This is a genomic window from Pseudarthrobacter adonitolis, assembly GCF_055412845.1.
This window is the reverse complement of record NZ_JBVAYW010000005.1, coordinates 184,373-205,002: the sequence shown is the minus strand read 5'-3', so window position 1 is coordinate 205,002 and position 20,630 is coordinate 184,373. Positions and strand designations below refer to the sequence as shown.

Below are 20,630 nucleotides of genomic sequence, written 5' to 3'. Positions count from 1 at the left end.
GTTGGCTAGACCAGGAGGGCAGGGTCTATGAAGTCCGTCCGAGGATCCGCAGGCGCCGTAGGATCTTTTGGCCTTGTAGTGGCTGGCATGCCGACAGCTACGGATTGGGCAGGGACGTCGCGGACGACCACAGCATTGGCTCCTACAGCCGAGTCATTGCTCACGGTGATGGGGCCCAGGATCTTGGCTCCGGCTCCGATCCTCACCCGGTCACCGATGGTGGGGTGCCGCTTGGTTTTACTCAGTGCCCGTCCACCCAGTTTTACGCCCTGGTACATCAGGACGTCATCACCGATCTCAGCGGTTTCGCCAACGACTATGCCAGTGCCGTGGTCCATGAAGAGTCGCCGGCCAATGGTAGCTCCAGGATGAATCTCGATGCCGGTAAAGAACCGCGACGCCTGCGAAAGCATCCTGGCGGGGCCCCGCAGCAACGGCCGCTGCCACATTGCATGAGCCAGCGTGTGGCTCCATACGGCGTGGACGCCGGAATAGGCCAGAGCTACAGCGAACAGGCTGGGGGCCGCAGGCTCTTGGGTTTTTGCCTACCTAAGGTCCTCACTCATGAGCTTCATCAAGTCCACTGTTGTCCCTTCGGGCATGGGTCGGATGCGGCCAGGGAGCAGCTGCTCAAGCGACCTTTGGCCCTGCTGAGACCATACGAAGCCCCTGCACATCTTCACTTCGACTTGTAACGGTCACTGATACCTCCAGCCACACCCTGCCGGTGATAGGCACAACAGGGGGAGGCACGGCCCTGCGTTGTTGGGAAAGATGAGGTCATGACGTCAGAAATCTCCGCACGGCCAGTGGCCGGGTCCGCATACGGAAGTCCTCTCAACGCGGGCGTTCCGTGGATGGACTCTGCCGTCGAGGCCCATGACGGAGAAAGCGTCCGGCTCCGGGTCTATGAACCCGTGGCCCGCCCGGAGGTCACCCTGGTGTGGGCCCATGGCGGCAGCTGGACCCGTGGATCCATCGAGGGCTGGCACAGCGCATGCATGGCCATGGCGGCCATGGGCAGCGCACGCGTCATCAGTGTCGGATACCGGCTCGCTCCCGAATGGCCACACCCCACAGCTGTCCTGGACGTTGTTGCCGCGGTCAGGTGGGCACAGTCGACATTCCAAGGGTTGACGGTTGTCGGTGGTGACAGCGCCGGCGGGACGTTGGCTGCAGGGGCCGCGCTATGGCTTCGGGACAACGAACAGACCCTTGACGGGCTGCTGCTGACCTACCCGCCGCTTGACCCCGAGTGTGACTCAGCCTCCCACCGCCACCCCAATCAGCCCTTCCCGCCGCGGGAAATGCTGCGGGAAGCCTGGCAGGACTACGCCGGCACCGATGAGGACCTCCGCACCCTGCCTTACCTGTCCCCCATGCACGCAGACCGGCTGGAAGGGCTCTGCCGGACCGCTCTGCTGGTAGGCACGAGCGACCCGGTCCGGGATGACGTCGCACAGTTCTCCGCCCGTCTGGAAGCGGCTTCGGTCCCTGTCAGTGTCTGCACCGATCCCGGCGTCTTCCACGGCCAGTTCCTGGACCCCGCAACCCATCGAAGCAACCCCGTTCACGGCTGGGTCCAAAGCCACCTCTTCCAAATCCGCCAATCGGCCACAAAGCCAGTAGGAGCATCATGACCCCCTCCAATCCTCAGACACTTCCAGACCCGGGAGTGGTCGCCGCTCTCCTGCGCCACTTCGCTGACCTCCGGGACGGCACCCACGGTGACGCCGTCAGCCGGACGGATAAGGAGTCGCTGTTCCGCACAGCAGTTGACCTGCTGGACCCTTACGCCCGCCAGGCCCTGGAAGAAATCAATGAAGCCCTGCTTTTGGATAAAGGGACCCTGGAGAGCACCGGCGTCATCCGCGCGCCGCAGGATACCGGCATTGCCTGCTCATGGACCCTCTCATGGCAGGAACAGTCCCGTTTCCAGATTCCGCCGATCACCATCCAGGCGTTCTACGGCCGGGGTTTCCACCACCCGCACCTACGCGGCGGAACAGTGGGCGAATGGCCCCTGAACGTCTTTGATGCTGATCAGGCGGCTGCAGAGCTGCCGACCCTGCGGGCCATCGCAGCCGCTGAAATCCACAACCTGGTCTTCCTCGCCAATTACTCGATCGTCCCGGCCTCAAAGCCCGGCACGACCACCCCGACCCGATGAAGCTGTCCGTCCTCGACCAGTCGCCTATAGCCGCCGGCCAGAGCCGGGGTGCAGCGATCCGGGAAACCGTTGCGCTGGCACAAGCCGTCGAACAAGCCGGCTACCACCGCTTCTGGGTCGCTGAGCACCACAGCTCCCCCGCGTTCGCCGGAACCACCCCCATGCTCCTGGCCATGGCCGTACTCGATGCCACCTCGACCCTGAAAGTCGGCACCGGCGGGGTGCTCCTCGCACTTCACGACACTGGCCACACCGCCGAAGCTTTCGAGATACTGGCCGCCCTCCACCCCGGCAGGGTCAACATGGGCATCGGCCGGGCGGGCAGCGGAGGGTCGGAATACTTCACCGATAAGGTGCTGGATCTGCACCGGCGCATGGGCCTGCTCCCTGGCGCCCCGGCCCGTGAGGACATCGACGTTTGGCTCCTCGGAGCCGGGCGCGGTTCGGCGCCCATGGCCGCGGCGTTCGGTGCCGGCTACGCCCATGCCCACTTCCTAAACGCCGAAAGCGGGGCCGCCGCCATCGAGACCTACAAATCCAGTTTCAGTCCCGGCGCGCGGCGCCTGGCCCCGGAACCCCTTGCAGCAGTGCGGGTAATCGCGGCGGAAACAGAGTGGGAAGCTGAACGCCTCGCCGACTCCGTCAGGCTGTGGCGGGCCCGGAAAGACCTTGGCCAGGACAAACCGTTCCCAAGCTATCCGGACGCTCAAACAGGGCACTGGACCCCTGAGGAGCTGAGCCGGCGGCAGGCCAACGACATGCGGCTTATCGTGGGCGACGGAGCATCAGTGGCGCGGCGTCTCGAGCAGCTCGCAATGAAGCTCCGGGTAGATGAAGTCATGATCTCCACCCCGCTGCCCTTGCTCGAAGACAGAATCCACTCGTTTGCGTTGGTTTCCGAACACGTCTCAGAACTAAGCGCCGCCCCGGCGACGTCCTGAGCCGCCGGTGTCGTTCACGCCCCACCCGGTCCTCGCCGGTATCCGTGAACAGGCCAGCAAACACCCTGGGAAGACAGCTATCCGCTGGTGCTGCAACGACTACCCTTACGCCGCCCTGATGAGCATGATCGACGCACGGGCCAGAGACCTGCAGCTCAAGGGGGTGAGAGCCGGCAACACGGTGGCACTCCAGGTACAACGGGGTATCGACGCCGTCGTGGATATTGGTGCCCTCTGGTCTATTGGGAGCACAGTGATGGTCTTCGCTGACCGCGGCGAGCCCCTGCTCGTGGACGAGTCGTTCGTGCGGGCAAGGATCGTGGGAGTCCTTAACCCTGACGGGAGATATTGCTCCACAGGTTTGACCGGCAAGGGTGGGCCGCAGCAACCCGCAGCGCCGTCGCTGATCTTTGCAGGCTCTGGGACATCACCGTCCAAGTGCGCCAAACCACACACGCGCGAACAGCTCGGAGGCTCTGTCGCGAATGCTGAACATAGCTTCAAAATCTCCGGCCGGACTGTCCTGGGGATCGCGGCAGCCTGCGACGAAGTATCAGTCCTGGAAACTTGGTCGGTGCTTGCCAACGGAGGGACCGTCGACATGGTCAACGACGACGAGGCCACCAGCGGCGCGAAGCTCCTGCACCACATCCGCGAATCGCCCGTGGACCTATTGCACCTGAGCCCGTCCACGGTTCGGCTGCTGGGTCATCAATGGGATACGTTGCCGGCTTCGACGGGCGTCCGGGACATAATTCTTTCTGCCATCCAGCCGCGAACGGCCGCCATCGCTAAGACTTTTCCTTGCGCCAGATTCCATCGCCTCGCCGATAGGACCGTTGCCCGCACCTTGCGACTTTCAAGCGGTGGCGGTGCGTACATTGGCAGGACAGTCGCCACCTAGATGTAATGACGCACTCCGGCGCCCTGAAGGTCCCCGACGCGAGGGGACGCCGCCGGCCCGAGATCATCTACGGACGGCGGAAGATGACGCAGTGGCTGCGCCGTAGCGGCTTCCCGGAAGCCTCCAAACACACAGTGGACCGGCTCATGCGCGAAGAGGGCATGAACGGCCTCATCAGAGGCCGCAAGACCCGCACCACAATCCCTGGCAAGGACGGCCGCCGCGCCGGCGACCTGTTGAACAGGTACTTCACCGCCCCGCCAGATCTGGGTGACCGATTTCACCTACGTTCCGGTCTACTCCGGATTCGTCTACGTCGTCCTGGTCATCGACCCGTACTCTCGGGCGATCGTCGGCTGGGAAACCTCAACCATCAAGGACACCGCCTTCGTCGAACACTGCCTGCGCATTTGCCCTGTGGCGGCGGCAACACACCGGACGCCCGGCACCGGCCGGACTGATCCATCATTCAGATGCGGGCAGCCAGTACACCTCAATCCGGTACACCGACACGCTGGCCTTGGAGGGCCTGCAACCGTCCATTGACAGCGTCGGTGACGCCTATGACAACGCTGCCGCCGAAACTGTGATGGGGCTGTTCAAGAACGAGGCGATTGCGAGGGATTCACCGTTCCGCACCGGGGCGTTGAAGACCGAAACCGACGTGATGGAGATCGTCTTCGAGTGGGTCCACTGGTACAACAATGAACGCCTGCATTCTGCCCTGGATCACCAGACCCCTGAGGAGTATGAGCAGACATATTATGATCTACGAACCGGCCTGTTACCCGACGACGCCGCGAACAAACAGGCGGCATGATTCCCGGGACGGTTCACCCGCCCTTTCCTTATGATCCGAGGGGTGGCCTCATCTCGCCCGGCGTACCACCCGTAATGCTCGGGAAAGTACCGATACTGCAACTGCTCAGCAACCTGGCTCCAAACAGGGGCCGCCACCAACAAAAACTTTTGACAATAGTCAACTGAGTATTTACAAATTTGTCATACGTCGATAGGTTCGTACGGTCCCAGCGGATCCCACCCGTATCCGTTTCACGCGACCAATAGGATAGCTATGACAAGCACCAGGACTCTGGCCACAAGCCTTATGAGCCTAACGACTGCGGCACTAATCGCACTTTGCTCGGCAGGGGGAGCCACTGCGGCTCCCACAACGCCAGTCAACAAGGACGCTGACGGCGTCAGCGGCTCGACGATTACCGACTCCATTGACCCCAGCTACTGGACCGCTGAGCGAATGCGTGCAGCGATAGCCGGAGACGTACTGGCAAAAAAAGCAATGGAGCGACAAAAGGCCAATAAAGCGGACGCTGCAGAACACGTCGTGCAAGGAGCCGAGACGAAGACCAAGGGGTCCGCCCCGACTGTCCAGCCATTAGCCAACGCGAGCGAAAACCCGGTGTCTCACATCGGCAAGGTGTTCTTCACTCTCGGCGGCGCAGACTACGTCTGCTCGGCAAACTCGGTGGCCTCCACCAATAGAAACACCGTCTCCACCGCTGGGCACTGCCTCAATGAAGGCCCCGGCGCCTTCGCCACACGGTTCACGTTTGTTCCTGCATACCTTAACGGTGCGGCCCCTTACGGCAAATGGACGGCAAAAGCCCTTTATGCCCCCACTCAGTGGAGCTCCTCAGGCAGTATGCAATACGACACCGGCTTCGCCGTCATGGCTCCTCTGAACGGCCGCAACCTCGCCGACGTCGTCGGGGCTTCCGGCGTAAACTTCAACGCCGCGCGCGGTCTGGCCTACAAAGCTTTCGGCTATCCGGCAGCGTCACCATTCAACGGGGAATCTCTGAAGAGCTGCACCGGAACAGCCACGAACGATCCCAACAACCCCCAGTTCAACTCCCAGGGGATCCCGTGCAACATGACAGGTGGTTCCTCGGGCGGTCCGTGGTTCATCGGCAATAGCTCCGGCGGTTACCAGAACTCGGTCAACAGCTACGGCTATGGCAGCAATTCCACGAAGATGTACGGCCCGTATTGGGGCTCGGCGATCCAGCAGACCTACAACACTGCATCTTCAGCGCTCTAACAGGGCACCGGCTCCCATAAATCCATGCGCTGAAGACCACCAACGGAACGCTCTGAAGTATGTGCGATTCACGTACGCCGACCGGCGGCCGCCCCGTAGTCGGGGCGGCCGCCGGTTTCAGTGCGCTGCGGGCGTTAGTGCTCGGTGCCTGCCGCAGCAGCCTTCTTGGCGTTCTTCTCGGCGTCCTTCTCGGCGCGCAGAGCCTCCGTCTCGTGCTGTTCCTCGGCCTTTTCCTGGTGGATAACCTCTGCCAAGAGCTTTTCCATCTCCTTGGCCACGCCGGCGGCTGAGGCCGGGTTCTGGCCGGTCACCAGCCGGTCGTCAACCACGACCTTCTCCTCAAAGACATCAGCGGAGACGTGGGTGGCGCCCTGTTCCTCAAGTCGGTCTGCCAAAAAGAACGGGATGACCTTGTCCTTCCCTGCGGCAACCTCCTCGTCGTTGGTGAAAGCGGCCACCTTCCGGCCCTCGACAAGGCGAAGCCCGTTCTCCAATTCCACGTTCAGCAGGCCGGCCGGTCCGTGGCAGACCGCGCCCACCAAGCCGCCGGCGTTGTAGACGCTGGCCACCAGATTCTGCAAGCCTTCGCTGTCCGGGAAGTCCCACATGGTGCCGTGGCCGCCCACGAGGTAGACGGCGTCGTACTGTTCGGGATCAACGACGTCGACGCGGGCAGTGTTGTAGAGACCGGCGCGCGTGGTCTCGTCCTCCGTGAAGGCGACCTGGATGGGATCTTCTGAGTCCACCTCGTCGCGCGGGGGCTGGCCGCCCTGGATGGACGCAAAGTCGACAAAATGCCCGGAATCCTTGAAGACCTTCCAGGGATGTGCGGCTTCGGCCACGTTGTAGCCGGTCTTCTCTCCCGTATCGCCGATCTCGGAAACGCTGGTCAGTACCATGAGGATTTTCTTCATGAAGTGTTCCTTTCGTCTAACTTCCACCCTACGCCCAGCCTAGTTCGGACCCTCCCTCCCCGTCTGAGACGGTGGTAGTCGTCTGCGCCTCGAATCGCCCGTACGAGGCCTCCTCGGCCGCAGCCAGATATTTATGTTTAGCCATACACGCTCAACGAACCGAGGTACCCATCGTTACCACGCGGGATCGGCTTAGCGTGACTTTCCCAAGCATTGGTCCTCAAACCCCAACTTTGGGGTGCGGCCGAAATCGCGGAGGGCGGTGGCCTTGCCCGTGCGGAATCTTGTCGACGGGGGCAGTCCCAATACCTGCCAGACAGCGTAAATGGTCGTGAGCAAACGGAGGCTACTGCCGCATAAAATCAACGATTCTACGGGTGTCCCACCTAAGGGGGCGGTACTATATGGTTCAAATCCCATCACCGCCAAATAGCAAGGCCCTTGGTTGCCACTCCTGAGTGGCGAACCGAGGGCCCCTTTGCTGTACCCGTCGGACAGTGCCCCGTTAGAGCTTGTCCGTTCTGTCGTCTCCCTTGTGCCCGCCGCGCAGGTTCTCCTGGACCTTGCCGAAGATGTCCTTGATGGTGGACTCGGTATTGGTGAGCATGTCGGGCTGCAAAAACACGTGGTGGCTCCCGGGAATGCTGTAACTGGACTGCAGGCCGCCACTTCCTTCGACGCCCTGCAGGGCGATGGTCACGCCGCCTTCCTTGCGCGCAATGGCTGCGATTTTTCCGAACACCAGCGTAAATTCGTCTGGCTCAAAACTGACGGTCTGACCCACGTGGGTCCTGTTGAGTTCGCTGGCCGGGGTGGCTTTTTCGTTGCCAGTTCCTGAGTAGTTCATCATGTGCTCCCGAAGGTGGTTGGCGACTTACGCGAGCAGTCTAGCCCCGCCCCCTGTCGCGGTACATGGCCCTACTGGATGCCTGCACAAACGGGCGCGGCAAGAGTGGTCACATTCTCCATTGAGCAGACCAGAGCCGTTCGGGTTGTATGTAATGGACCGGAACACCTGACCGGCACCCGATCTCTAAGGAAAACCGTGACTTCGATGACGAATCGCGCTAATGGGCGGCCGCAGACTCTTCCAAGTCGGCGGAGGCCTCGAACTCCCTTGGAGCCAGCCGTGACCGACACGTGCCCCGACGACTGTCACTACTGCTCAGGCCCGGAAACAGACTGACTCCGCACCCACAGGTTGGGCAGCGGACGCCAGCCCTGCGAGACTGGGTCCTGAAGCCAACGACGACCTGCCAGGAGCCGCCGCATGACGCCCGAGAACAGCACCTCCGCCCGGCCAAACCGCATCACCGAACTGTTCGGCACGGACGTTCCGGTGGTGCTGGGCCCCTTCGGCGGCGTCTCTTCCGTGGAGCTGACAGCAGCCGTGAGCGACGGCGGCGGGCTCGGTTCCTACGGCCTCTACGGCTACGGCGCCGACGCCATCCGGAACACAGCAGCTGAGCTCAGGAAGGCAACGGCGAAGCCGTTCGCCCTCAACCTCTGGATTCCCACCGGCGACGAAACTACGTCGCTCCCCCAGGCGGACTTCGCCCAGTACCTCGAACCCCTGAAGCCCTACTTTGACGAAGTGGGCCTGCCGCTTCCGCACATGCCGGACCGCTACCTGCCCGACTACGACGAGCAGGTGGAGGCAACCCTGGCCGCGGGTCCCGCCGTCGTCAGCTTTGTGTTCGGTGTGCCCGCGCCGGAACTGGTCGAGGCGGCGCACCGGCGTGGAATAGTCGTGGTGGGCACCGCCACCACCGTCGCGGAGGCCATGGCCCTGGAAGCTGGCGGTGTGGACGCAGTGGTTGCCAGCGGCATGGAATCCGGCGGACACCGCGTCTCGTTCCTGAAGCCCGCGGAGGAGTCCCTGATCGGAACGTTTGCACTCGTTCCGCAGGTGGCGGATGCCGTCAGGATCCCGGTGATCGCGGCCGGGGGAATCGCGGACCGCCGCGGCTACGCTGCCGCACGGGCCCTCGGCGCCGATGCGGTCCAGGTCGGCTCGGCTTTCCTGGCTACCCGCGAGTCTGCGGCCGTTCCGGCATACCGGGCCGTCCTCCACAGCCCGGCCGCGCGGGAAACAGTGCTGACAAGAGCCCTCAGCGGACGGCTTGCCCGCGGCATCCCCAACCGCATCATCGCGGAACTGTCAGCGGCCAAACTGGCGGAGGACGGACTCTCGGAGGGTGGAATAGCCCCGTTCCCAGCCCAGAACTGGCTCACCGGCCGCTTCCGGCCGGAGGCAGCTGCCCAGGGGAACACGGAACTCATGTCGCTTTGGGCGGGGCAGGCCACACCGCTGATCCGGCATGACTCGGCCGCGGATGTCCTCGCTGAACTGCTCGCCGGCAGCCCGGTTTTGTAAGCTCGATACATCCGCGGTCATCCCAGGCAGCAAACCTGGGGCGAGCGCCCGTTGACACCGGAGGCAATCCTTGACCAAAAAGACCGGCAAATCCAAGAGCAGAGACAAGGACCGGCGGCACCTCAAAGCTGTACCCTCGGCCCCCAAGATGCCCCTGCAGCTGGTCCTGAACCATCGGGTGATTGATTCGATGGCTCTTGACTTCATTCAGTGGCACGCGACTGAAGACCCTGATCCTGCCGGCGCCTTCGACTGCCTCGAGCTGGTCAAACTCTTCCTCACGGCGCAGCACGCCATCAACGGTTCGAGTTCGGCCACCGCCATCGACAGTCGAAGCGTGAACCAGGCGGCCGGAGCAATTGCGGCGTCGTTGGACCCCGACGAAATGGACGAGGCCTTCGACGACATCTATTTCGCCCTTCACTCGTACATCCATTTCCTGAAAGAAACCGGCCGCTGGACCGGCACGGACGCCGCCTACGAGGACCTCCATTCAGCGCTGGGAAACGGTATCGCCGCGGCAGTCCCGCAACTGCCGGCTATCCAGGTACCTGACCTCAGCGACGACCACCAGGAGGCTGCGTTCAATGCCATGCCGCTGATCCTGCGTGCGTCGTCCCTCCTGGAGTGGATCGGAACCAGCAGGGAAATCACCAGTACGGGCGCGCTGCGTCTAAAGGACATCGAGCCGGCAGCCGCAGCCGTAGGAGTCCAGGCCCGTGGAAAGCGTGGTGCGGGTCAAGCCGCGCCACTTTTCGATCTGGAAACAGCCGAAATCCAGCCCGAAACGCTGCTGGAAGTCGGAACCATGCACGACGTGCCGGTACTCCGCGAGATCTGGTCAGCCATGGTGGGGACAGGCCTGATCAGGCTCGGATCCACCAAAGCCACTCCCGGCCCGGAAGTGGCCGCCTGGAACAGCACGAGGATCGAGGAACGGCTGCACATCCGCCGGATGCTGTCGGTGGTCCTCCTGGTCGGAGTACTCACCGACGCGGACCAGGTGTGGGACCAGGAAGCGGTGGCCGGGGCACTGCCGGCCGTCCTCACCTATGGCACCACCGATGAACCGATGCCCGTGGCGGAACTCGCCAGGATGGCGACACCGGACCTTGAGGGCGCCTTTCTCGAGGACCCAGACCTCGAGGACACTGAATTTGAGGACTCCGAACTCAAGGACATAGCACTTGAGGAAATCTACGCGTCGTTCGCAGCCCTGCAGGCACAGCAGAAGCTGTCCCTGCTCGCCGAACTGGGATTGGTGGAGGCGGCAACGGATTACCGCGTTCCCCCGGTGGCCATCCAGTGCCTCGATCTGGCCATGGGCTTCTTGAAGTTAGCAGACGAGCCATCCGACGCCACAGAATCCATGTCCAACGTGATCGCCCTGCACGGCCCATCGCGGACCGGTCGACCGCCCAACGACCGGTAGAATCTGAACGTCGCCTAAGAACACTCGAATAACGCAGCTGGTGCCCGTCACCGGCGGCCGAAATAAGGAGGATCCGTGCGCGCCAACCATGCCCGGCCACCTTTCCATTTCCTCCGTGCTGCGTCCCTCTCCACGGGAATCCTGACTCTTGCCGCCGGTGCCCACGTGGCTGGCGGCGGCGACCTTCCCTCCCCAAGCATCCTGCTGGCCGTGCTCGCACTGACAGTGCTCGCGGCCACCACCGCCACGAGGCTGCGGCTCAATTTTCCGAACATGCTCACGGTCCTCGGCGCGGGACAGTTCATCCTGCACGAAGCCTTCACTGCATTCAGTTCGTCGGGCACGGCTGTGAGCGCTGCTGCCTCCGGGCTCCATAACACCCACCTTGCCGGCTCCGCCGCACCAGTAATCGCGGCTTCAGGACACGTCCACGATTCCGGATCCGCGGGCATCCTGATGCTCCTGACCCACGCGCTCGCAACCGCCGCGTGCGCCCTCCTGCTTGCCAAGGGTGAAGCCGCACTATGGGCACTGGCCGCGTGGCTGAGGCCCCTCGTCCGGCTCCCCGAAGCAGTACCGTCCGACGCCGGCACGCCGCGTGCGGTGCCTGGCCCACCGGCGGTTCTCCCCCTCCGCCCCTGGCGGAACCTCAGGCAACACAGCCGGCGCGGCCCGCCTTCCGCCGTCGTACTTTCCTAACTCCGCCCGCACCGCACTTCCGCAGGCCGCGGGCCCCACCCCGTACTTCCGCACGCCCCCATCCGGCGTGCGTCCGAAAGGCAACCCCATGACCACCACATTCCTTCGCCGTACCCTCACCGCGGCGGCAGCCGCCGGCGGCGCAGCCGCCCTGATCCTGGCCGCAGCAGCAGGCGCGTCGGCCCACGTCGGCGTCACCCCGGACAAGACGGACGCAAATTCCTACGCCCTGCTCACCTTCGGCATCCCGCACGGCTGCGAGGAGTCCGGCACCACCAAGGTGGCCGTCACCCTGCCGGCCGAACTCAACGACGCCCAGCCCACGGTGAACCCCAACTGGACTGTGGAAAAAGTGACCGAGCAGCTCGCTGAGCCGAAGAAACTGGCCGACGGCACGTCCATCACCAAGCGCACCAGCCAGATTGTGTACACGGCCAAGGCTCCGCTGGAGCACGAGCTGCGCGATGCCCTGGTGCTGTCGGTCAAGCTCCCCGACGCGGCCGGCTCCACGCTCTACTTCCCCACGCTGCAGTCGTGCGAAACCGGGCAGACTGACTGGTCGGAGATCGCCAAGGACGGCCAGGACCCGCACTCCCTGAAGGCGCCTGCGCCGTCCATCACCATCACCGAAACGGCGAGCGCGGACGGCCACGGCGCCGCTGCTTCCGCGGCGCACGCCAGCGAACCGCCGGCCACCGAGCAGCCAGCTGCGGTGACTGACAGCGGCGCGGACGCCCGCAGCTGGGCGGGACTTGCTGCCGGTCTCGGCGGACTCGCCCTTGGCGGGGTGGCCTTCGCTCGCAGCAGCTCAAAACGCCGGCAGGAATCCGCCACGTAACATCGCGGGATTTGATGCCCGGATGATCACGATCCGGGCATCAAATCGTCCCGCCTGCCCGTGGCATCGTTGACTCCCGTCACAGCAGCAACAAGGGTGGTGCCATGACGTCTCAGCGCATTTCACTAGGGTTTGTTATTACGACGGCGGTCGCGGCGGCGGCGCTGATGCTCACCGCCTGCGGACCGAGCCAGCCGCAGGCGCAGGGGACGACGCCGGGGACCAACTCCGCCAGCCCGTCCACCACGCCGGCGTCTCCGGACGCGTCCCAGTCGCCGTCGTCGTCCGGCACCACTCAGGCCGGTCCCGCGCTCTGTAAAGCGGCCACACTGTCGGCGGCTACCGATGCGTCCGGCGGGGGCGCGGCGGGCAGCGTCTACATGAAGCTGAACCTCACGAATACGGGCACGGCGCCCTGCCTGCTCAAGGGCTACCCGGGGGTGTCGCTGGCCGCCAACGCCGACGGTGCACCGATTGGCGCGGCGGCGACCCGCGACGAAGCCACCCTCGTAGCGGACGTCCTGCTTGCGCCGGGCCAGACCGGATCCGCCGTGCTCCGCTACACCCAGGCCGCGAATTACAGCGACTGCATGCTGACGGACGCGGCCGGTTACCGCATCTACCCGCCCGAAGACACGGCGTCGTTGTTCCTGCCGCAGCCCACCAGCGCGTGCAGCAACGCCAACATCACCCTCCTGAGCGTCGGAGCTTTCCAGCCCGCCTGATGCTCTGGGCCCGACGGGCCATGATAAGTACACTTAGTTTCCATGACGTCGTTCTGGTTGGACCGCGGGCAATCCTTCAGCTCTGACACGTTCGAGGCAGGCAGCAGCTACGACACCGTGGTGGCGGGGGCAGGGCTGACCGGGCTGGTCACCGCACTGCTGCTGGCCAGGTCCGGGCAGCGAGTCCTGGTCCTGGACGCCAGGTTTCCCGGGGCCGTGACCACGGGAAACACAACGGCGAAAGTCAGTCTGCTGCAGGGGACAGTCCTGTCCGGCCTGGCTAGGCAGTATGCGCAGAAGCAGGTTGGGGCCTATGTGGAGGCCAACCGGGAGGGGCAGTCGTGGCTGCTCCGCTACCTCGACGAACACCACGTGCCGTATCAGCCCCGGGATGCTTACACGTACGCCACCACCGCCCAGGGGACCGAACGCCTGCTTGAGGAACTCGGCGCAGCGACCACCGCCGGCCTGGACGTCGAGTACGTGCGCGATGCACGCCTCCCATTCCCCATCCAAGGCGCCCTCCTGCTGACCGATCAGGCCCAGATCAATCCCATGGACGTCATGGGTGCCTTACTAAGGGACGTCCGGGCCCGCGGCGGCAGCGTAGTGGGCGGGACCCGGCTGCGGAATGTCTCCGGGAGCGGACCATTAACTGTCCACACGGACCAGGGCACTGTCACCGCCAACGACGTGGTTCTGGCCACCGGAATCCCCGTCCTGGACCGCGGGCTCTACTTCACCAAACTCAAGCCCCTGCGCTCCTACGCCGCGGCCCTGGAACTGCCCGCCGGAGTCACCGCGCCGCCCGGAATGTACCTTTCCGCCGAGGAACCCACCCATTCGCTGCGCGACTATGAGGCTGACGGCCGCAAGTTCCTGCTGGTCGGCGGGCACGGGCATCAGGTGGGGCGGACCGAATCGGAAAAGTCCCATCTGTCGGGTCTGCTGGACTGGGCTACCGGGCACTTCCCGGGCGCGGTAGCCACCCACACGTGGTCGGCCCAGGACTACCAGGCCACGAACCTCATGCCCTTCTTTGGCAAACTGCCCCGGGGCCGGGGCCACATCTTCGTCGGCACCGGTTACAACAAATGGGGCATGACCAACGCGGTGGCCGCCGCCCTGGGCATCTCCGCGGACGTGCTCGGCGGCAGCCTCCGCTGGGCCAACACGATCCATCACCGCGTGACGTCCCCTGGCGGGGCGCTGACCGCCGTCGCCGTAAACGCGGGCGTGGCGGCGCGGCTGGCCACCGACTGGGGGAAGCTGGCGATTGGCAAGTCGGCGGTTGAGCCCATCGAAACCGGGGTTTCGATGGGCTCAACCGCCGGAGGTCCCGTACCGGCCGACGGCGACGCGAAGGTTTACCGCGACGGCGCCCGGCCGGCGGCGGTCTCCACAGTGGACGGCACCACGTGCAGGCTCTCCGCCGTCTGCACGCATCTGGGCGGGATTGTCCACTGGAACGACAGCGAACTGACCTGGGACTGCCCCCTCCACGGTTCGCGCTTCAGCCCCGACGGCAAGCTTCTCGAAGGACCCGCCACCAGGGATCTTCCGAGGCTCGAGCAGGGTTGATCCGCGCCTCCAGAGGGGCCGGCAATACTGTCGGTGGGGTAGGGCATGATGGAGGAATGCAGGAGCACCAACCGCCGGGAGCGGAGCCGGACGTCCTTCCCGGCACTCCCATGGGCCGTTTCAGCCGGCCCACACGGGACTGGTTCCTGGGCGCCTTTGCCGAGCCGACACCTGCCCAGACCGGAGCCTGGAACGCCATCTCGTCCGGCTCGCACGCGCTGGTGGTGGCCCCCACCGGTTCAGGCAAGACCCTCGCGGCGTTCCTCTGGGCCCTGGATCGTTTGCTAGTTGACGCGCCGGCCCCTGACCCGGAATTGCCCGGCCTGGATGCTGTGCCGGTCAGTGGGCCCTTCAAGGGGACAGTCAAAGCGCCCGTCAAAGCGCCCGTCAAAGGAAAGCGCCCCCGTCCGCTCAAACGCAAGACCCGCGTCCTGTATATCTCGCCGCTGAAGGCCCTCGGCGTGGACGTGGAACGCAACCTCCGCTCGCCCCTGATCGGGATCACCCAGACTGCCAAGCGGCTGGGACTTCCGGCACCCCTGATCACCGTGGGGGTCCGGTCCGGTGACACCACGACGGCGGACCGTCGCTCCCTGTTGAGCAACCCGCCGGACATCCTCATCACCACGCCGGAATCGCTGTTCCTGATGCTCACCTCCAAGGCGCGCGAGACCCTCGCCGAGGTGGACACCATCATCGTTGACGAGGTCCATGCCGTCGCCGGAACCAAGCGTGGCGCGCACTTGGCGGTCTCCCTGGAACGGCTGGATGCGCTGCTACCCAAGCCCGCCCAGCGGATCGGGCTCTCCGCCACCGTGGAGCCCCGCGAGCTCGTGGCTCAGTTCCTGGCCGGTTCCGCGCCTGTGGAAATCGTGTCCCCGCCGTCGCGGAAGAACTGGGACCTCACCGTGGCCGTCCCGGTGGAGGACATGTCGGATCTCCCGGGCGCCGCGGGCGCCTTCGACTCCGGTCCCGCGTCAGGGCTGCAGCCTCAGGCCTCGATCTGGCCCCATGTGGAGGAAAAGATCGTTGACCTGGTGCTGGCCAACCAGTCCACGATCGTTTTCGCCAACTCACGCCGGCTTGCGGAGCGCCTCACCGCCCGCCTTAATGAGATCTACGCCGAACGGCAACTGATCGCCGTCGGCGGCGGCTGGGACTCGCCTGCCGCTGGTGCTGCAGACCCCGGGTTTCCGCCCGGCGCCCCTGTATTTAGTTCTGCTTCCGTTCCCGCTTCCACCGCAACGCCGGCCCACATGATGGCCCAGGCCGGCAGCACGGCGGGAGCCGATCCCCTGCTGGCCCGCGCCCACCACGGCTCCGTTTCCAAGGACCAACGGGCGATCATTGAGGACGACCTCAAGTCCGGCCGCCTGCGCTGCGTCGTGGCCACTTCGTCCCTGGAACTCGGCATCGACATGGGCGCCGTGGACCTCGTGGTGCAGGTGGAATCACCGCCGTCGGTGGCCAGCGGACTCCAACGTGTGGGCCGCGCCGGTCACCAGGTGGGAGAAATTTCGCAGGGAGTGCTGTTTCCCAAGCACCGGGCAGACCTGGTGCACACGGCCATCACCGTGGAGCGGATGCTCGAGGGGAAGATCGAGCGGCTCTCTGTCCCGGCCAATCCGCTGGACATCCTGGCCCAGCAGACCGTCGCGGCCACCGCCCTGGGCAGCATCGATGTAGAGGAATGGTTCGCCACTGTCCGGCGGTCCGCCCCGTTCGCGTCCCTCCCCCGGTCCGCCTACGAGGCAACCCTTGACCTGCTGGCCGGCCGGTATCCGTCCGATGAATTCGCCGAGCTGCGGCCCCGGATCATCTGGGACCGGAACGCCGGAACCATCGAAGGCAGGCCCGGGGCCCAACGGCTTGCCGTGACGTCCGGCGGCACCATCCCAGACCGCGGCCTCTTCGGTGTGTACATCATCGGCACCGAGGTGGAAGGATCCGGTGCGCCGGGCGCTGATGGCAAACCCGCCGCGTCGCCCGCGAAGGGCGGCCGTCGCGTGGGCGAACTGGACGAGGAGATGGTCTACGAGTCCCGGGTGGGTGACATTTTTGCGCTGGGCGCCACCAGTTGGAAGATCGAGGACATCACTCATGACCGCGTCCTGGTCTCCCCCGCCTTTGGCCAGCCCGGCAAACTTCCCTTCTGGAAGGGTGACTCGCTGGGGCGGCCCGTTGACCTGGGCCGTGCGCTGGGCGCCTTCGTGCGTGAGCTGTCCGCGTCCGACGTCGGCCCTGCCACCGAACGCTGCAAGGCCAGCGGGCTGGATGAATTCGCCGCGAACAACCTGATCCAGTACCTCAGTGAACAGAAGCTCGCCACCGAGGTGGTCCCCTGCGACACCACCCTGGTGGTGGAACGTTTCCATGACGAGCTGGGCGATTGGCGGGTGATCCTGCACAGCCCGTTCGGGATGCCGGTGCACGCTCCCTGGGCACTCGCCGTCGGGCAGCGACTGCACCAGCGGTACGGCATGGACGGGTCGGCCATGGCGGCTGACGACGGCATCGTGCTGCGGGTTCCCATGATGGAGGACGAGCCGCCCGGTGCCGAGCTGTTCCTGTTTGATCCCGATGAGCTGGAGCAAATTGTCACGGCCGAGGTGGGCGGCAGTGCGCTCTTCGCCTCGCGTTTCCGGGAGTGCGCCGCGCGTGCCCTGCTGCTGCCCCGGCAAACTCCCGGCAAGCGGCAGCCCCTCTGGCAGCAGCGCCAACGGTCCGCGCAGCTGCTCGACGTCGCACGGAAATACCCCACGTTCCCCATCGTGCTGGAAACCGTCCGCGAATGCCTCCAGGACGTATACGACCTTCCGGCCCTGAAGGACATTGCGGCCTCGGTGGAACGCCGCGAACTCAGGATCGTGCAGACCACCACGCAGCAGCCGTCGCCGTTCGCCAAGTCACTGCTGTTCGGCTATGTGGCCCAGTTCCTGTACGAAGGCGACTCGCCCCTGGCCGAGCGCCGGGCCGCAGCCCTGGCCCTGGACTCAACGCTCCTGAACGAGCTGCTCGGCCGCGTTGAGCTCCGCGAACTGCTCGACGCGAAGGTCATCGACGCCACCGAGCTTGAACTCCAGCGCCTTGCGCCGGACCGCCGGGCCAGAGGCATGGAAGGCGTCGCCGATCTTCTCAGGTTGCTGGGTCCACTGACCCCGGAAGAAGTCGCCGCACGATTGGAGGCTGCGCCCGTGGTTGAGCCTGTCGAAACCCAGCATGCCGATACCCCACTGGCCACGACGCACCTGACCGCACTGCTGCGGGCCAACCGGGCCATCAAGGTCAACATCGGCGGGGCTGAGCGCTACGCCGCCGTCGAGGATGCCGCCCGGCTTCGTGATGCCATCGGCGTTCCGCTGCCCATGGGCGTTCCCCTTGCCTTCATCGAACCGGTGGCAGACCCCCTGGGCGACCTGGTTTCCCGGTACGCGCGTACGCACGGACCCTTCACCTCGGCGGAGGCCGCGGCCCGGTTGGGGCTCGGCGTCGCCGTGGTCAGCACTGCGCTGAAACGGCTCGCCGCGGACGGCCGGGTGGTGGAAGGCGAGTTCCGCCCGCACACCGCCCCGCCGGAACAGGTGGCCAGCTATGGGCCATTGGACGAAACACCGGTTGAGAATGTCCAAACGGCTCAGCCGTTCCCGACAGAATCCACGCAGACGCACCTTCCCGCCCCCACCACCAGCGAATGGTGCGATGCCGAAGTGCTCCGCAAGCTCCGGCGTCGTTCGCTCGCAGCACTGCGCGCCGAAGTGGAACCCGTGGACGCCGCAGCCTATGGGCGTTTCCTGCCGGCCTGGCAGCATGTCCGTACGCCGGGCGCCGGGCGCGGGCAGCCGTCCCTGCGGGGTCTGGACGGTATTGTCACCGCGATCGACCAGCTTTCCGGCGTGCCGGTACCTGCTTCGGCGTGGGAGCCACTGGTCCTGGCCAGCAGGGTTTCGAACTACCAGCCCGCCATGCTCGACGAGCTCATGGCCGCAGGTGAGCTCCTCTGGTCCGGGGCCGGAGCGCTGCCTGGAAACGACGGCTGGGTCAGCCTCCACCTGGCCGATTCCGCCGAACTGACGCTGAATCCCGCCGTCGAATATGAACCCGGAGACTCGCAGCAACGGCTGCTTGACCACCTGAGGAACAACGGCGGCGGTTATTTCTTCCGCCAACTGAAGGACGTTGCCGGTGGCATGGACTCGGTGCTCAGCGACCAGGAAGTGGTGTCCGCGCTGTGGGATCTGGCGTGGGCGGGCCGCATCACCGGCGACACCTTCGCCCCTGTCCGCGCCCTCATCGCCGGCGGCCACACGGCGCACCGCCAAGTGGCCCGCTCGCCCCGCGCCCGTGCCCCCAGGCTGAGCCGGCTCGGTCGCTCGCACGGCTCTGGCCTACTTGGATCGCCCGGGTTGGGCTCCCCGGGACTGAGCTCCCCTGCGCTGGGCGGCGGACGGTACGGCTCGTTGTCGGGCACGGCGGCGACACCCCCGCTGGCCGCGGGGCGTTGGTCTGCCCTGCCCTCTCCCGAACTCGACGCCACCATCCACGCCCGTGCCACCGCTGAACTGCTGCTGGACCGGTATGGCGTGGTGACGCGGGGATCGGTCATGGCGGAGCAGATCCTGGGTGGGTTCGGCCTGATGTACAAGGTGCTGGCCCGGCTGGAGGAGGCTGGACGCTGCCGCCGCGGGTACTTCATCGAGCACCTCGGGGCCGCACAGTTCGCTGTCCCCGCAACCGTGGACCGGCTGCGCTCCTATTCCGAGGACACTCAGCTCGCCAAGCCCGAGCCAATGGCGCTGGCCCTTGCGGCCACGGATCCCGCTAACCCCTATGGCGCGGCGCTCCCGTGGCCGGCGCTCAACGAGGAAGCCGGGACGGGGCATCGGCCTGGGCGGAAAGCCGGCGCGCTGGTGGTTATGGTGGACGGCGCCCTGGTCCTCTACGTGGAACGGGGCGGTAAAACGCTGCTGTCCTTCAGCGAGGACAGGGCCGTGCTGTCAGCCGCGGGGGCAGCCTTGGTGGGTGTGGTCACCCGGGGCGCGGTGGACAAGCTGATCATGGAGAAAGTCAACGGCCACGGCATCCTGGACACACCGGTAGCAAGCGCACTCGCCGCCGCCGGGGCATACTCCACGCCCAAGGGTCTGAGGATCCGTGCCTGAAGGTGATTCCGTCTGGCGGGCCGCCGCCGAACTGCACAAGGCCTTGGCGGGGCAGACGCTCACGGGGTCGGACTTCCGCGTGCCGAGGTTCGCCACGCTCAACCTGGCCGGCTGGACCGTGGAGGAAGTGGTCCCGCGCGGCAAACACCTCCTGATGCGCGTGGTGGGACCGGACGAGCGGAAACTCACTATCCACTCGCATCTGAAAATGGAGGGCGCTTGGCAGGTCTATCCGCCGGGTGGACGCTGGCGGAAGCCGGGATTCACTGCCCGGTGCGTGCTGCGCACAGCGGCGGCAGACGCCGTCGGATTTTCCCTGGGTATCGTGGAAGTGGTCCGCACCTCGGACGAGGACACCATTGTGGGCCACCTGGGCCCGGACCTGCTGGGTCCGGACTGGGACCTGGCCGAAGCAGAGCAGCGGATCTGCGCGGCACCCGACGTACCCATCGGCGTCGCCCTGCTGGACCAGCGCAACCTGGCGGGCATCGGCAACATCTATCGCTGCGAAGCCTGCTTCCTGTCCGGCGTGCACCCGGCGACTCCGGTCTCAGCTGTCTCCGACCTCAGGACCCTGATGACGGATGCCAAGCAGTTGCTCGAAGCCAACGTGGGCCCGGGACGCCGGGTGACCGTCCTCAATCCGCGAGGCATGCCCGTGGGGCGGATGGCGGGCCGTCCGGGCTATTGGGTTTACCGGCGCGAACACCAGCCGTGCCTCAAATGCCGGACCCCCCTCCGCCGCGGCGTGCTGGGCAAACCCAACGGCGAGGAGGAACGGGACATCTATTTCTGCCCGCAGTGCCAGCCAGTGGTGCCCTAAGCGTC

At 65.5% G+C, this 20,630-nt stretch carries 17 protein-coding genes and 2 pseudogenes; 16 read left to right on the top strand and 3 right to left on the bottom strand.

Annotated features, from left to right (window positions below):
* Positions 1-5: 5 nt before the first annotated feature.
* Positions 6-545, bottom strand: a pseudogene (gene epsC, locus ACZYZ4_RS08280) (serine O-acetyltransferase EpsC); the annotation flags it as partial.
* A gap of 237 nt (positions 546-782) precedes the next feature.
* Here epsC and ACZYZ4_RS08275 point away from each other — a divergent pair.
* The 8 genes and pseudogenes from ACZYZ4_RS08275 (at position 783) to ACZYZ4_RS08240 (ending at position 6,077) form a co-directional block, all read left to right on the top strand.
* The gene (locus tag ACZYZ4_RS08275; RefSeq protein ID WP_463859837.1) at positions 783-1,640 is read left to right on the top strand and encodes an alpha/beta hydrolase fold domain-containing protein; all 858 of its coding nucleotides are present in this window, start codon (positions 783-785) and stop codon (positions 1,638-1,640) included.
* Positions 1,637-2,170, top strand: coding sequence for a hypothetical protein (locus ACZYZ4_RS08270; RefSeq protein ID WP_463859835.1), 534 nt, complete (start codon positions 1,637-1,639; stop codon positions 2,168-2,170). The genes ACZYZ4_RS08275 and ACZYZ4_RS08270 overlap by 4 nt, the downstream gene beginning before the upstream one ends.
* A complete protein-coding gene (locus ACZYZ4_RS08265) occupies positions 2,167-3,111 on the top strand; it encodes an LLM class flavin-dependent oxidoreductase (protein WP_463859833.1) in 945 nt (314 codons plus the stop codon). The genes ACZYZ4_RS08270 and ACZYZ4_RS08265 overlap by 4 nt, the downstream gene beginning before the upstream one ends.
* A gap of 7 nt (positions 3,112-3,118) precedes the next feature.
* Positions 3,119-4,015 carry a hypothetical protein gene (locus ACZYZ4_RS08260; protein WP_463859831.1) on the top strand — a complete coding sequence of 299 codons (897 nt, stop codon included), beginning with the start codon at positions 3,119-3,121 and terminating at the stop codon, positions 4,013-4,015.
* Positions 4,016-4,020: 5 nt separating this feature from the next.
* Positions 4,021-4,191, top strand: a pseudogene (locus ACZYZ4_RS08255) (IS3 family transposase); the annotation flags it as partial.
* Positions 4,192-4,279: 88 nt separating this feature from the next.
* Complete coding sequence (locus ACZYZ4_RS08250) at positions 4,280-4,561, top strand: DDE-type integrase/transposase/recombinase (protein ID WP_463859875.1); 282 nt, start codon at positions 4,280-4,282, stop codon at positions 4,559-4,561.
* A complete protein-coding gene (locus ACZYZ4_RS08245) occupies positions 4,536-4,835 on the top strand; it encodes an integrase core domain-containing protein (protein WP_463859830.1) in 300 nt (99 codons plus the stop codon). The genes ACZYZ4_RS08250 and ACZYZ4_RS08245 overlap by 26 nt, the downstream gene beginning before the upstream one ends.
* A 255-nt stretch (positions 4,836-5,090) precedes the next feature.
* Positions 5,091-6,077 carry a trypsin-like serine peptidase gene (locus ACZYZ4_RS08240; RefSeq protein ID WP_463859828.1) on the top strand — a complete coding sequence of 329 codons (987 nt, stop codon included), beginning with the start codon at positions 5,091-5,093 and terminating at the stop codon, positions 6,075-6,077.
* A gap of 134 nt (positions 6,078-6,211) precedes the next feature.
* On the opposite strand, the gene ACZYZ4_RS08235 is transcribed toward ACZYZ4_RS08240, so the two are convergent.
* Both ACZYZ4_RS08235 and ACZYZ4_RS08230 read right to left on the bottom strand, forming a co-directional pair.
* Positions 6,212-6,991 carry a type 1 glutamine amidotransferase domain-containing protein gene (locus ACZYZ4_RS08235; protein ID WP_463859826.1) on the bottom strand — a complete coding sequence of 260 codons (780 nt, stop codon included), beginning with the start codon at positions 6,989-6,991 and terminating at the stop codon, positions 6,212-6,214.
* 505 nt (positions 6,992-7,496) lie between these two features.
* The gene (locus tag ACZYZ4_RS08230) at positions 7,497-7,841 is read right to left on the bottom strand and encodes a hypothetical protein (protein ID WP_463859824.1); all 345 of its coding nucleotides are present in this window, start codon (positions 7,839-7,841) and stop codon (positions 7,497-7,499) included.
* 420 nt (positions 7,842-8,261) lie between these two features.
* Here ACZYZ4_RS08230 and ACZYZ4_RS08225 point away from each other — a divergent pair, with 420 nt between their 5' ends.
* The 8 genes from ACZYZ4_RS08225 to ACZYZ4_RS08190 all read left to right on the top strand — a co-directional run bounded on the left by ACZYZ4_RS08225 (position 8,262) and on the right by ACZYZ4_RS08190 (position 20,625).
* Positions 8,262-9,368, top strand: a complete 1,107-nt coding sequence (locus ACZYZ4_RS08225; protein WP_463859822.1) for an NAD(P)H-dependent flavin oxidoreductase — start codon at positions 8,262-8,264, stop codon at positions 9,366-9,368.
* Between the two features lie 70 nt (positions 9,369-9,438).
* The gene (locus tag ACZYZ4_RS08220) at positions 9,439-10,800 is read left to right on the top strand and encodes a hypothetical protein (RefSeq protein ID WP_463859820.1); all 1,362 of its coding nucleotides are present in this window, start codon (positions 9,439-9,441) and stop codon (positions 10,798-10,800) included.
* A 75-nt stretch (positions 10,801-10,875) separates the two neighbouring features.
* On the top strand, positions 10,876-11,499 hold the full coding sequence (locus ACZYZ4_RS08215) for a hypothetical protein (RefSeq protein ID WP_463859818.1): 624 nt from the start codon (positions 10,876-10,878) through the stop codon (positions 11,497-11,499).
* An 88-nt stretch (positions 11,500-11,587) separates the two neighbouring features.
* Positions 11,588-12,337, top strand: a complete 750-nt coding sequence (locus ACZYZ4_RS08210) for a YcnI family copper-binding membrane protein (RefSeq protein WP_463859816.1) — start codon at positions 11,588-11,590, stop codon at positions 12,335-12,337.
* Positions 12,338-12,441: 104 nt separating this feature from the next.
* Positions 12,442-13,062 (top strand): DUF4232 domain-containing protein, encoded by a 621-nt coding sequence (locus tag ACZYZ4_RS08205; RefSeq protein WP_463859814.1) that lies wholly within the window; start codon positions 12,442-12,444, stop codon positions 13,060-13,062.
* Between the two features lie 42 nt (positions 13,063-13,104).
* Positions 13,105-14,643: an FAD-dependent oxidoreductase gene (locus tag ACZYZ4_RS08200; RefSeq protein WP_463859812.1), complete on the top strand. Its 1,539-nt coding sequence runs from the start codon at positions 13,105-13,107 to the stop codon at positions 14,641-14,643.
* A 56-nt stretch (positions 14,644-14,699) separates the two neighbouring features.
* Entirely contained in the window at positions 14,700-19,802 is a 5,103-nt protein-coding gene (locus ACZYZ4_RS08195) for an ATP-dependent helicase (protein WP_463859810.1), read from the top strand.
* Positions 19,795-20,625 (top strand): Fpg/Nei family DNA glycosylase, encoded by an 831-nt coding sequence (locus ACZYZ4_RS08190; RefSeq protein ID WP_463859809.1) that lies wholly within the window; start codon positions 19,795-19,797, stop codon positions 20,623-20,625. The genes ACZYZ4_RS08195 and ACZYZ4_RS08190 overlap by 8 nt, the downstream gene beginning before the upstream one ends.
* Positions 20,626-20,630 lie beyond the last annotated feature (5 nt).

What these genes read in the sequence shown, in the direction of transcription:
- ACZYZ4_RS08275 (WP_463859837.1), top strand. Translation starts at nt 783, where the DNA reads ATGACGTCAGAAATCTCCGCACGGCCAGTGGCCGGGTCCGCATACGGA.
- ACZYZ4_RS08270 (WP_463859835.1), top strand. Translation starts at nt 1,637, where the DNA reads ATGACCCCCTCCAATCCTCAGACACTTCCAGACCCGGGAGTGGTCGCC.
- ACZYZ4_RS08265 (WP_463859833.1), top strand. Translation starts at nt 2,167, where the DNA reads ATGAAGCTGTCCGTCCTCGACCAGTCGCCTATAGCCGCCGGCCAGAGC.
- ACZYZ4_RS08240 (WP_463859828.1), top strand. Translation starts at nt 5,091, where the DNA reads ATGACAAGCACCAGGACTCTGGCCACAAGCCTTATGAGCCTAACGACT.
- ACZYZ4_RS08235 (WP_463859826.1), bottom strand. Translation starts at nt 6,991, where the DNA reads ATGAAGAAAATCCTCATGGTACTGACCAGCGTTTCCGAGATCGGCGAT.
- ACZYZ4_RS08230 (WP_463859824.1), bottom strand. Translation starts at nt 7,841, where the DNA reads ATGATGAACTACTCAGGAACTGGCAACGAAAAAGCCACCCCGGCCAGC.
- ACZYZ4_RS08225 (WP_463859822.1), top strand. Translation starts at nt 8,262, where the DNA reads ATGACGCCCGAGAACAGCACCTCCGCCCGGCCAAACCGCATCACCGAA.
- ACZYZ4_RS08210 (WP_463859816.1), top strand. Translation starts at nt 11,588, where the DNA reads ATGACCACCACATTCCTTCGCCGTACCCTCACCGCGGCGGCAGCCGCC.
- ACZYZ4_RS08205 (WP_463859814.1), top strand. Translation starts at nt 12,442, where the DNA reads ATGACGTCTCAGCGCATTTCACTAGGGTTTGTTATTACGACGGCGGTC.
- ACZYZ4_RS08200 (WP_463859812.1), top strand. Translation starts at nt 13,105, where the DNA reads ATGACGTCGTTCTGGTTGGACCGCGGGCAATCCTTCAGCTCTGACACG.
- ACZYZ4_RS08195 (WP_463859810.1), top strand. Translation starts at nt 14,700, where the DNA reads ATGCAGGAGCACCAACCGCCGGGAGCGGAGCCGGACGTCCTTCCCGGC.